This is a genomic window from Streptomyces sp. NPDC048383 (genome assembly GCF_040651775.1).
GTDB lineage: Bacteria > Actinomycetota > Actinomycetes > Streptomycetales > Streptomycetaceae > Streptomyces.
On sequence record NZ_JBEZKS010000108.1, the window covers coordinates 1 to 11,813 of the forward strand.

Here is an 11,813-nt window from a genome sequence, read left to right on the forward strand (position 1 = left end):
CGGTTGCGGAACCGGCGGGCCGCGAACTGGACCAGGGACAGGTTCATCTCGATCAGCGTGTTGCGGACGTACTGACGCTCGTGAGTGCCCTCGTCCAGGGTGCGCAGCCGCTCGAAGAAGGTCTTGGAAAGGGCGCGGGCGTCGGCCGGGGCGACCTCTCGGGCATCCAGGATCTGGGGAAGCGGCTCGGGGAAACCGGTGGTGGGCTCCACCACGGTCTCGACGGTCTCGACGGTCTCGGTCGGCGCGGTGGCGAACTGCGTGGACAGAGCGTTCATTTCGGATCCCCGATGCTGTCGACCTGGTGGCCGAGGACTCCCCCCCGACGTTGCGGCCCCTGTGGCCGCTGACCGATCATCGCTCCTCGGACACACACCCGTCAAGCAATACGCGAAACGCATTTCGCGAGTTGGGCTGCCGTGCACTCCGGCCGCAGCAGCCGGGGCAACCGAACGGGACGACCAAGCGGGCCGCGCAGCGGGCAAGATGGGCGCGATGAGCGACGTGGTCAGGGACGGGAACGCGGGCTTCACGCTGCCGCGGGGTGCGACGGGCTTCTTCGCACCGAAGGACGGTCCGCTTCCGGAAGTCGACCTGCGAGCGTTCCGCGCCGCGTTGCATGCCGCCGCCCACATCGCCGAAGGCACGGTGGGCGAGGTGGAGGAACGGGACCACCCCCGGACCTTCCACGCCGCGTCGATCGTCGATCGCACCGGCGAGAGCGTGATCCTGTGTCACGCCCATCACCCCTGGATCGCCTTCGCGCGGGAGCGCCGGGACTGGTACCACCGGGAGTTCCGCTCCGCCCCACCGTGGGCCCACGCCTTCACCGACACGGGCTTCGCGGTGCTGAGCGGGGAGCGGCTCCTCACGCCTCTCGCCGACGTGGACACTTCGGTGTTGACCCGGGGCGAGTGGCGCCAGGTCCGCCTCTACGGGATCAGCACGTTGGGCGGACTGCTCTTCAACGCGTGGGATTGACGGCCGGACAGCCGTCGAACGACAAGCGGAGCGCGTACGGGCAGCCGGTGTTCGGCCCTGGGGGCGCGGCCGGCACCCGTCGCACGGGAGGCCGCCGGGGAGCGGCTCGTGGGCCGGGCCGCGGCGCCGGCCAGTACGTCGGTCGCCCCCTCGGCCCCTCCCGGCCCGCTCAGAGGGATCCGACGACCTTGCGGGGCGTGACGCGGACGACGACGCGTTCGCTGTCCTCGGCGGAGGTGGGGTTGAAGTCGGCGTAGTCCTTGCCGGTGTACTTGCGGGAGAGCGCGTTGATCAGCTCCTGCCCGCCTTCGGTGGTGAGCCGCGCCGTACCGCGGATCTCGGCGTAGGTGTAGGGGGCGTTGTGGGGGTTGATGAGTACGGTCACCCGCGGGTCGCGGCGCAGGTTCTTCTCCTTGCGGCGCCCGATGGTGGTGGAGATCAGCAGGTCCTCGCCGTCGCGGGCCAGCCAGGTGACGGACACCTGCGGGCTGCCGTCGGGCTGGATCGTGGCGATGGAGGCGAAGACCGGGGTGTCGTCGATGATCTGCTTCAGGTCGTCGGAGAGCTCAGCCGTCACAGTCGGGTTCCTTTCAGAGGGGTACCGCCCACGGGGCGGACAGCACGCCCAGCTTGGCAGAAACTGCCACAAACGGGACAGTTACGCCCGGGGGCGCGGCGAGGGACGGACCGGGGTGACGGCCGAGTGTTCCGCCGAAGGGGCGGCGTGGCTGCCATGTCGCCGCACGTGCCCACGAACGGCTCGGACAAGGGACGCAAGGAGATCTCCGGGTGGAAGGCCCGCGCCGACCGCCCCATCGCCGACGTCCACGTCACCGTGCGCACCGCCCACCGTGACGGTGCGCGGATCACCGTCGAACCCGTCTACTCGGGTCAGCTCAAGGGCGCGCCCAGGCCGTTCGCCGTGCCGATGACCACCCTTCTCGACCGCGACGAGACCCGGTGCCGCATCACCTCCGACGAGGACCACTACGCCTGGCCACCGTCCTCGCCCAGCCCGGCCTGCCCGCCGACTGGACCCCGCCCGCCTCCTGACGGGCAACGCGGCGCGCGCCGCGCGGTGGTGGCGACGCCGACCGGGCGGGGCGTCGTTCGCCCTGCCCTGTCAGGTACGGGGCAGGGGCCTCGGGAGGGCCGCCGGGGCGTAAGGCATCATCAGGTTCCCGTGCACCGTTTCCCGAGGATTTGATGATGAGACGCTCCGTACCCGCGGCTGTGGCCGTCCTGCTCGCAGTGGCCGCCACGGCCGGCTGTGGCGCGCAGACTTCGAAGGCGGACGCCAAGGCTTCGGCGACGCCGGCCGTCCCCGCGACGAGCGGTCCGCCGGCCCCGGTCAAGGCGCCCCCGCTCTCCGAGGAGGAGGCGCGCGGCGTCGTCAAGGACCTCAGCGCGAAGGTCGAGGCCGACAACTTCGACGCCGAGTACTGGAAGGGCGTCACCGAGGGCCCGCTGCTGGAACAGCAGCTCGCCGTCGTGGAGACCGGCAAGAAGTACGGCACCGAGCGGCCGTCGAGCCCGAGCGGACCCCCGCAGAAGACGGACCCCGCCGTGCACATCTGGAGCACCGGCAAGGACGACGGCAGCGACCGCTGGATCCTCGGCGCCCACGAGGTGGAGGGTCGCACGGTCGGCAAGGCCAAGGGCGAGACCGTGCTGCGCTGGTCGCTCTTCCACCAGCAGCGTACGGGTGCGCCCTGGCTCGCGGCCTTCATCGCCCGCGCACCGAAGGCGACGGCCCTGCCCGGGGTCGCCGTCGGACCCGACGGCCGGGCGGTCACCGGCGGAGACGTCGCGGGACTCGCCGCCGACCCGGCGAACGTCTGCGGACAGTACGGCGACTACCTGCACACCGACACCGGTACCGGCGGCGTCAAGTGGAGTCAGGACGTCACCGACGTGAAGACGGACTCCGCCGCGGGCCTGAAGGCCATGCGCAAGGACCTCGGCAAGGGCGGCAAGCTCGATGTGGCCGTCGACATCGCCCGCGCCCCGCACGGTCCCGTCTGGCGCACCACGGACGGTGGGGCGCTGGTCGCCTGCACCGCCGTCAGCAAGGTGTACACGGAACTCGGTCCGGGACGTGCGACGACCTTCAGCAGCAGCGGCTGGGCCGGTACGACGGGCATCCCGTGGGCCTCGTACACCCAGCGGATCATGGGCCTGACCGTCCTGAAGGTTCCGGCGGGCGCCTCGGGCGAGGTCTCCGTCGCCGCAGAGTCGAACCTGCCGTACTCCTTCGAAGGGACCAAGTCCACCGGCTGACGGACCCGGTGGGGCATGCGGAAGGTACGGGACGTGCGGGACATCCGGGCGCCGGGTGTCCCGCCGGTCCGATGTCGGCCGGGACCGCTTCGCCACGGATCACTCTGCGATGTTTCGCGACCCCGAACGTTGGTCCATCACCGCTCCAGCTCCGTGGACGCCCGACCCGTCCCTTCCCGCGTTCTGGGCACGGTTCCAGCGGGCCCGGATCGCACGGTGGCGCAAGGATGTCCGGGGCCTCGGGGAGCTGCGGGTCAGCGCGTCCTCGCCGCCACGGGGAAGCCGGGCCGCCTTCGGCGCCGCCCCCCGGCCCGCAACGCGGCGGCGGAAGCGACCTGTACCGGGGTGCGCACGTCATGCAGCCGGTCCCGGGGGTGCGTAGGGGACGGCTCCGGGGGCAGGGTCGGGGCATGACGACGATGCTCGGTGCCTTCGTCATCGGCACCCCCGATCCGCCCGCCCTGGCCGACTTCTACCGCGCCCTGCTGGGCTGGGAGGAAGTCGAACGGGAGCCGCACTGGGTTCGGCTGCGCTCCCCGGAACGGGAGCGCCCCGGCCTCAGTTTCCAGCTGGAGGGCGACCACACTCCCCCGGTGTGGCCGCCGCGGCCCGGCACCCAGCAGATGCAGGCGCACCTGGACGTCCAGGTCGACGACCTGGAGGCGGAGACCGGGCGCGCCCTCGCGCTGGGCGCGACGTTGGAGGCGCATCAGCCACAGGACGACGTACGCGTCCTGCGCGATCCGCACGGCCACCCGTTCTGCCTCTTCCTCCCCGGCGGCTGAGGTCCCGGCCACCGAGGCTCGGACCATTGCGGTCCCTGCCACCGCCCGGCACGCCGTCCGGCGCGGTGGCCGGTCAGTGCACCTCGATTCCGATGAGGCAGGTGTCGTCGTCGGTGTCGGACGCGGTGTGGGTCAGCATGTTGTCGAGCCGCTTCTCCAAGGAGTCCGCGCTGCGCGACGCGACGGTGAGCAGTTGCGACAGGGAGTCCGTGACGGCGATGTCGCGGCGCTCGACGAGCCCGTCGGTGTACATGAGCAGGACGTCGTCCGCCTGGAGTTGCACCTCTTCCTCGACGAAGGTCGGCTCGGGCAGTGCTCCGAGGAGCATGCCGCCGGTGAGGGGGAAGGCCTCGGCCCGGTTGCCGCGGACCAGGACGGGCGGCAGGTGGCCCGCGCGGGCCCAGCGCAGGGTGCGGGTCTCGGGGTCGAAGATGCCGCAGACGGCGGTGGCGGTGAGGTGGCTGGTGAGGTGGAAGGCGACGCTGTTGAGCCAGGTCAGCAGTTGCGCGGGGCCGGCTCCGGTGACGGCGAGGCCCCGTAGGGCGTTGCGCAGGACGACCATGCCGGTGGCGGCCCGGACGCCGTGGCCGGCGACGTCGCCGACGCTGAGGAGCACCTTGTTGTCGGGCAGCACGACGGAGTCGTACCAGTCGCCGCCGACGTACGCCTCGGTCTCCGCGGGTCGGTAGCGGACGGCGATGCGCAGTCCGGGCACCTCCAGGGGGGCGGGGGCCGGCGGCATGATGGCGTGCTGGAGCTGGAGGGCGAGTCGGTTGCGGTCGGCGGATTCGGCTTCGCTGTCGGCGAGTTGGTCGCGCGTCGCGGCGAGGGCGACCTCGGTCCAGTGCTGGGAGGAGACGTCCTGGCAGGCGCCCCGGATCGCGTGGAGCCGGCCGCGGTCGTTCAGCACGGGCTCGGCCACCATGCGGATGTGGCGGGTGATGCCGTCCGGGCGCAGGAGACGGAAGTCGACGGACGACTCGCGTTGGCGGTGCAGGAGGGTGCGCAGGAACCGGCCGATGGAGTTGACGTCGTGCGGGTGTGCGTGGCCGGCGAGTTCTTCGAGGGGTACGGGCGAGGCGGTGAGTGGAAGGCCGAAGAGGGTGAAGAGCTGGCCGTTCCAGGTGGTCTTGCCGGTGGTCATGTTCTGCTCGAAGCCGCCCACCCTGCCGAGCCGTTGGGCGTGCTGCAGCAGGCTGGCCAGGCGCGCGGTCTCGTCCTCGATCTTCCAGATGAGCAGGAGCGCCGCGCCGTGCCGGCTGATGCCCACGTCGGCGACGGTCGTCAGGGGGACGTCGCCGACGAACGCGGTCAGGGCCGTGCTGAGGACCTGGCAGGCTTCCCCGGTCGCGTAGGTCCGCTCCAGCTTGTCGAAGAGGCCGCCGTTCTCGCCGGCCGCCGGGTACGCCTCCAGGAAGGGGGCTCCGGTGACGAGGGAGCGGGGCCGTCCGGCGGGGTCGACGAAGCGGCTGTTGGTGTGGTGGATGCGGAAGTCGGCGAGGCGGCCGTCGTCGTCGAGGGCGGGGGTGAGGACGAGGGCGGGGTCGTGGAGGTGGTCGGTGAGGTCGGTGAGTTCCGCGACGGCTCCCGGGTGGGGGGCGTCGGCGGTGCCGGCCGGGTGGGGCGACTGTTCTTCCAGGGTGTGGGCGCACAGCTCGGCCAGGGCCTCCAGCTGGCGCAGGACCTGCGGCGGCTGTGGGGGCAGCGCCTGGGGCCAGGCGATCTCCAGGACGCCGTGGATGCGTCCGCCGGTGCCGGAGGGGACCATGACGCGTCCGCCGTCGGGGTGCGGCCGGCGACCGATGGTGGGGATGCCGGCCTCGGAGAGGCTGGTGACGACCGTGAGGTCGCGGTTGGTCAGCGCGAGGCGGGCGCAGGTGGCGACCTCGGGCGGTACGTAGCGCCAGCGGTTGGCGTCCTCCTGGGTGAAGCCGGCCTGGCCGACCAGGGTCAAGGAGGAGTCGGCCGCGGCGATCCAGATCGCGACGCCGTGGGCGCCCAGGGGGCGCAGCGCGTTCTCCAGCAGGGCGGTGGCGACGGCTTGCGAGTCGCCGGCGGCGAGCACGCTGCTCTCGGCCGTGCGCAGCCGTACGGCCGGCGCCGTGGTGTCGGGTGCGGGGGGACCGACGGCGGTGTCGAGGAAGTGCTGTGCGATGTCGCTGACGCGGTCGCGTGCCGACTGGTTGATGATGTCGACGGCCAGCGCGAGGGCGGTGGTGCCGGACTGTTCGGCCAGCGTGGTCAGCTGCCGGGCGGCTTCGGTGGGGCCGCATCCCAGGCGTCCGACGAGGATGCCCTTGGCCATCTCGACCAGGGCTCGGCCCTCGGCCGCCGATTGGGCGTCCAGCGCTTCCTGGCGCAGCCGCTCCACGGTGGCGGCGAGGCGTCCCGTCCCGTGCGGTTCGGCTCCGGACGCAAGGGCCGGTGGTACGTCGTCGGGCAGTGACCGGGGTGTGCGGGCGGCGGGCACCGCCTGGGCGGCGGTGTCCGTGGCGGTCCGGTCGGGGTGGTGCGGCTGGGGGGCGAGGGGTTCGCCGGGGGTGGTGTTCACCGTGCGTCGGGTTTCTCCGTGGGCTGGGCCGGGGTGGAAGGGGGTCAGGCCCGGGGGGCGTCCGGGGTTCCTTGCGAGGGCAACCACCGGCGCAGGCGCAGGATGAGGTCGTTGGCGTCGACGGGCTTGGTGACGTAGTCGCTGGCCCCGGAGGCGAGGCTCTTCTCCCGGTCGCCGGGCATGGCCTTGGCGGTGACGGAGATGATGGGCAGATCGGCGTACTGGGGCATGCGCCTGATCTCGGTGGTCGCCGCGTAGCCGTCCAGTTCCGGCATCATCACGTCCATCAGGATCAGGTCGATCCCCGGGGTGCTGGTCAGCGTGTCGATGCCCTTGCGGCCGTTCTCGGCGTGGAGGACCTGGAGGCCGTGCAGTTCCAGGATCCCGCTGATCGCGTACAGGTTGCGGGGGTCGTCGTCGACGACGAGGACGGAGCGTCCGGCCAGGCCCGTGTCCACGACGGGCTGCTCGGGCGCGGGAAGGTCGGTGTCGGGGCGCACGAGGGGCAGGACGTCCCCGGGGCGTTCCGCGGACAGGTGCAGGGCGATGCGTTCGCGCAGTTCGTCGAGGCTGGAGAGCACTTCGAGCGGTTGGGTGGTGGCGCGCAGCGTGATCTCCTCCTGCTGCGCGCGCGTCATGCGCCGGTTGTCGTGGGCGAGGACCGGCATGGAGGCGAGGGCCGTGTCCCCGGCGAGGTCCTGGAGGAAGCGCACGGCTTCGCCGTCGGGGTCGAGTTCGAGGACCACGCAGTGGAACGGCGACTGGGCGAGGACGCCGGCCGCGTCGGCCGCGGTGACGGCGGTGACGACGACGGGTTGGTCGGCGGGGACCGCGGTCGCCCGGCCGGCGGTCAGGTCGGCGGCGGCGCTCTCGGCGACGAGGCTCAGGAGGCCGTTGCTGCGCTGTTCGATCACCAGCAGGCGGCGGGGGTGGCGGGCGTCCTCGGTCGGGGCGCCGTCGCCGGACGGTTCGCCGGGGTCGCCTTCGGACGTCTCCAGGGCCGGGGCGGCGCTCTCGCGATCGACGAGGTCGGGGCGCGAGACGGGGAGGTACAGGGTGAAGGTGGAGCCTTCGCCCGGGATGCTGTGCGCGGTCACCGCGCCGCCGAGGAGGCGGGCGATCTCCCGGGTGATGGACAGGCCGAGGCCGGTGCCGCCGTACTTGCGGCTGGTGGTGCCGTCCGCCTGCTGGAACGCGGCGAAGATGACTTCCAGCTGCTGTTCGGCGATGCCGATGCCGGTGTCGATGACCCGGAAGGCCACCACGGATCCGGACTGGGCGAGCTCGGCCGGGATCTCGGCGGGGGACGCGGGTTCGATCCGTACCTGGACCTGGCCGCGTTCGGTGAACTTCACGGCGTTGGAGAGCAGGTTGCGCAGGATCTGTTGCAGGCGCGCGTCGTCGGTGAGGAGGTCCACCGGTACGCCCGTCGCGGTGGTGATATCGAAGTCGAGACCCTTTTGGCTGGTCAGGGGCCTGAACGAGGCTTCGACGTAGTCGAGCAGCTTCTTCAGGGAGACCCGCTCGGGGTTGATGTCCATCTTCCCGGCCTCGACCTTGGACAGGTCGAGGATGTCGTTGATGAGCTGGAGGAGGTCGGAGCCGGCGGAGTGGATGATGCCCGCGTACTCGACCTGCTTGGGGGTGAGGTTGCGGCTCGGGTTCTGCGAGAGGAGCTGGGCGAGGATCAGCAGGCTGTTCAGCGGGGTGCGCAGCTCGTGGCTCATGTTGGCCAGGAACTCGGACTTGTACTTGGAGGCCAGGGACAGCTGCTGGGCCCGGTCCTCCAGTTCCTGACGGGCCTGTTCGATCTCCAGGTTCTTCGTCTCGATGTCGCGGTTCTGGGTGGCGAGGAGGGCGGCCTTCTCCTCCAGTTCGGCGTTGGAGCGTTGCAGTTCGTCCTGCTGGACCTGGAGCTGCTCGGAGCGGGCCTGGAGTTCGCCGGTGAGGCGCTGGGACTCGCCGAGGAGTTCGTCGGTGCGGGCGTTGGCGACGATGGTGCTGACGTTGACGCCGACGGTCTCCATCAGGCGGCCGAGGAAGTCGCGGTGCACGGGGGTGAACGGGCTGAAGGAGGCCAGCTCGATGACGCCGAGCACCTGGTCCTCGACGAGGATGGGCAGGACGATGAGGTTGGCGGGCGCGGCGGCACCCAGTCCGGAGGAGATCAGGTAGCCGGGCGGCACGTTGTCGGTGGCGAGGATGCGGCGGCTGCGCGCGGCCTGACCCACCAGCGTTTCGCCGTGCTTGACCCGCAGGCGACTGTCCTCGGGCCGGCCGTAGGAGCCGATCAGGGTGAGCCACGCCTGTCCGTCGGCCTCTTCGCCCAGGTAGAAGGCGCCGTAGCTGGCGTCGACGAGGGGGGTGAGCTCGTCCATGACGAGCTCGGCGACGACGGCCAGGTCCCGGTGTCCCTGCATCAGGCCGGAGATCTGCGCCAGGTTGGACTTGAGCCAGTCCTGTTCCTGGTTGGCCCGGGTGGTCTCGCGCAGCGAGCCGACCATCGAGTTGATGTTGTCCTTGAGTTCGGCGACCTCGCCGGAGGCGTCGACGGTGATGGACCGGGTGAGGTCGCCCTCCGCGACGGCGCTGGCGACCTCGGCGATGGCGCGGACCTGCTGGGTGAGGTTGCCGGCGAGTTCGTTGACGTTCTCGGTGAGCCGCTTCCACGTTCCCGAGACGCCCTCGACCTCGGCCTGACCGCCGAGCCGGCCCTCGCTGCCGACCTCGCGGGCGACGCGGGTGACCTCGGCGGCGAAGGAGGACAGCTGGTCGACCATCGTGTTGATGGTGGTCTTCAGTTCCAGGATCTCGCCGCGGGCGTCCACGTCGATCTTCTTGGACAGGTCTCCGTTGGCGACGGCGGTGGTCACGAGCGCGATGTTGCGGACCTGGCCGGTGAGGTTGTTCGCCATCGAGTTGACGTTGTCGGTGAGGTCCTTCCAGGTGCCGGCCACGTTGGGGACGCGGGCCTGTCCGCCGAGCCGGCCCTCGGTGCCGACCTCGCGGGCGACGCGCGTCACCTCGTCGGCGAACGCCGACAGCGTGTCGACCATCGTGTTGATCACCCCGGCCAGTGCGGCGACCTCACCCTTGGCCTCGACGGTGATCTTCTGCGAGAGGTCGCCGCGCGCGACGGCGGTGGCGACCTGGGCGATGGAGCGCACCTGGCCCGTCAGGTTGGAGGCCATGACGTTGACGTTGTCGGTGAGGTCCTTCCAGGTTCCCGAGACGCCCCGGACGGTGGCCTGGCCGCCCAGGTTGCCCTCGGTGCCGACCTCGCGGGCGACGCGGGTGACCTCGTCGGCGAACGCCGACAGCTGGTCGACCATCGTGTTGATGGTTTCCTTCAGCTCCAGGATCTCGCCGCGCGCGTCGACGCGGATCTTCTGCGACAGGTCGCCCTGGGCGACGGCGGTGGTGACCTCCGCGATCGAGCGGACCTGCGCCGTCAGGTTGTCGGCCATGAAGTTCACGGAGTCGGTCAGGTCCCGCCAGGTGCCCGAGACGCCCTTGACGTCGGCCTGACCGCCGAGCCGGCCGTCCGTGCCGACCTCGCGGGCGACGCGGGTGACCTCGTCGGCGAACGCCGACAGCTGGTCGACCATCGTGTTGATGGTGGTCTTCAGTTCCAGGATCTCGCCGCGCGCGTTCACCCGGACCTTCTGCGACAGGTCGCCCTGCGCCACGGCAGTGGCGACCTGGGCGATGGAGCGCACCTGCGAGGTCAGGTTCCCGGCCATGAAGTTCACGGAGTCGGTCAGGTCCCGCCAGGTGCCCGAGACTCCCTTCACGTCGGCCTGACCGCCGAGGATGCCCTCGGTGCCGACCTCGCGCGCCATGCGGGTGACCTCTCCCGCGAAGGCGGAGAGCTGGTCGACCATCGTGTTGATGGTGTTCTTGAGCTCCAGGATCTCGCCGCGCGCGTCGACGGCGATCTTCTGGGACAGGTCGCCCTGGGCGACCGCCGTGGTCACCTGGGCGATGTTGCGGACCTGATCGGTGAGGTTGCCGGCCATGAAGTTCACGGAGTCGGTGAGGTCGCGCCACACGCCGGCGACGCCGGGGACCTCGGCCTGGCCGCCGAGGCGGCCTTCGCTGCCGACCTCGCGGGCGACGCGGGTGACCTCGTCGGCGAAGGAGGACAGCTGGTCGACCATCGTGTTGACGGTGTCCTTCAGCTCCAGGATCTCGCCCCGGGCCGCGACGTCGATCTTCTGGGACAGGTCACCGCGCGCCACCGCCGTGGCCACCTGGGCGATGTCGCGCACCTGGGTGGTCAGGTTGCCGGCCATCGCGTTGACGGAGTCCGTCAGGTCGGCCCAGGTACCCGACACCCCGGGGACGACGGCCTGTCCGCCCAGGGTCCCCTCCGTGCCGACCTCCCGGGCGACGCGCGTCACCTCCGAGGTGAACAGGGACAACTGGTCGACCATCCCGTTGAAGACCGTCGCGATCTCCCCGAGGAGGCCATCGGCCTCGTCCGGCAGCCGGGTACCGAAATCACCGTCGCGCACCGCCGTCAGCCCGGCGAGGAGCTGACGCAGTTCCGGCTCCCCCACCGCCCCCGTCGCCCCAGCACCCGCGCGTGTTTCCGCCGGCTTGCTCATCCCAGCCCCATCTCAGTCCGCCCTTGGGCCGCGCCGCGATCCTCCGGCGTGCCGGGTACAAGTCCACCACACCCCGCGCGGGCTCCGAAGCTCAGTCCTGTTAACTCCGGGCCCCGGCGGCCCACCGCACCGCGGATCCGCCGGGCGGGCGCTGAGCTGCGGCGCTCGCCACCGGGCGGCGGTGAACGTCCCGGGGGGACGGGGCTCGATCGAAAGGGCCCGGGATGTGGTGGGCAACTGCCCCCAAATCCGCCGGACCGGCGAACGTTTGGGATCGGACGGGGTGGATACACGGGAGGACACGAGACGTTCCACGGAACGAGGAACCTCTCGCAGCGGACCTGGGTCGCGGGGCCCTTCCCCCCCGGCCTCGCGACCGGGTCCGGTTCGTACCGCGGGCTGCCGCCCGGCTCCGCACGGCACCCGGTCGCTCCTCGGCCCCCATCGACGTGGGCCCGGGGGAACCGGCAGGCCCCCGGCGGCGACGCCCCGGCGTCGCCCCCGGGCTCCGGGGTCCGCCGGCTGCAGCCCGGTACGTACGACGACCGGGGCTCCGCGTGCGGCGCCCCGCTCGCCCGCACCGAAGTCGCCCTCCGGCGGTCAGCC

The 11,813-nt window shown here is 71.7% G+C and carries 7 protein-coding genes and 1 pseudogene; 4 read left to right on the forward strand and 4 right to left on the reverse strand.

Going from position 1 to position 11,813, the window contains the following annotated elements; all coding sequences use genetic code 11:
• Positions 1–278: pseudogene (locus AB0D46_RS37525) on the reverse strand (RNA polymerase sigma factor SigF); the annotation flags it as partial.
• Between the two features lie 217 nt (positions 279–495).
• On the opposite strand from AB0D46_RS37525, the gene AB0D46_RS37530 reads away from it, so the two are divergent.
• Positions 496–981 carry a hypothetical protein gene (locus AB0D46_RS37530; RefSeq protein ID WP_362884459.1) on the forward strand — a complete coding sequence of 162 codons (486 nt, stop codon included), beginning with the start codon at positions 496–498 and terminating at the stop codon, positions 979–981.
• A gap of 169 nt (positions 982–1,150) precedes the next feature.
• On the opposite strand, the gene AB0D46_RS37535 is transcribed toward AB0D46_RS37530, so the two are convergent.
• On the reverse strand, positions 1,151–1,558 hold the full coding sequence (locus AB0D46_RS37535; RefSeq protein ID WP_362884461.1) for a PPOX class F420-dependent oxidoreductase: 408 nt from the start codon (positions 1,556–1,558) through the stop codon (positions 1,151–1,153).
• 147 nt (positions 1,559–1,705) lie between these two features.
• Here AB0D46_RS37535 and AB0D46_RS37540 point away from each other — a divergent pair, with 147 nt between their 5' ends.
• The 3 genes from AB0D46_RS37540 (at position 1,706) to AB0D46_RS37550 (ending at position 4,046) form a co-directional block, all read left to right on the forward strand.
• Positions 1,706–2,188, forward strand: coding sequence for a hypothetical protein (locus tag AB0D46_RS37540; protein ID WP_362884462.1), 483 nt, complete (start codon positions 1,706–1,708; stop codon positions 2,186–2,188).
• 2 nt (positions 2,189–2,190) lie between these two features.
• Positions 2,191–3,261, forward strand: coding sequence for a hypothetical protein (locus tag AB0D46_RS37545; RefSeq protein WP_362884464.1), 1,071 nt, complete (start codon positions 2,191–2,193; stop codon positions 3,259–3,261).
• A 410-nt stretch (positions 3,262–3,671) separates the two neighbouring features.
• Positions 3,672–4,046, forward strand: coding sequence for a VOC family protein (locus tag AB0D46_RS37550; RefSeq protein WP_362884465.1), 375 nt, complete (start codon positions 3,672–3,674; stop codon positions 4,044–4,046).
• A 73-nt stretch (positions 4,047–4,119) separates the two neighbouring features.
• Here AB0D46_RS37550 and AB0D46_RS37555 read toward each other — a convergent pair whose 3' ends face one another.
• Both AB0D46_RS37555 and AB0D46_RS37560 read right to left on the reverse strand, forming a co-directional pair.
• The gene (locus AB0D46_RS37555) at positions 4,120–6,489 is read right to left on the reverse strand and encodes a SpoIIE family protein phosphatase (protein ID WP_362884469.1); all 2,370 of its coding nucleotides are present in this window, start codon (positions 6,487–6,489) and stop codon (positions 4,120–4,122) included.
• A 152-nt stretch (positions 6,490–6,641) separates the two neighbouring features.
• On the reverse strand, positions 6,642–11,207 hold the full coding sequence (locus AB0D46_RS37560; RefSeq protein WP_362884467.1) for a HAMP domain-containing protein: 4,566 nt from the start codon (positions 11,205–11,207) through the stop codon (positions 6,642–6,644).
• Positions 11,208–11,813 lie beyond the last annotated feature (606 nt).

Coding starts and splice junctions, on each gene's coding strand:
- AB0D46_RS37530 (WP_362884459.1), top strand. CDS start 496: ATGAGCGACGTGGTCAGGGACGGGAACGCGGGCTTCACGCTGCCGCGG.
- AB0D46_RS37545 (WP_362884464.1), top strand. CDS start 2,191: ATGAGACGCTCCGTACCCGCGGCTGTGGCCGTCCTGCTCGCAGTGGCC.
- AB0D46_RS37550 (WP_362884465.1), top strand. CDS start 3,672: ATGACGACGATGCTCGGTGCCTTCGTCATCGGCACCCCCGATCCGCCC.
- AB0D46_RS37560 (WP_362884467.1), bottom strand. CDS start 11,207: ATGAGCAAGCCGGCGGAAACACGCGCGGGTGCTGGGGCGACGGGGGCG.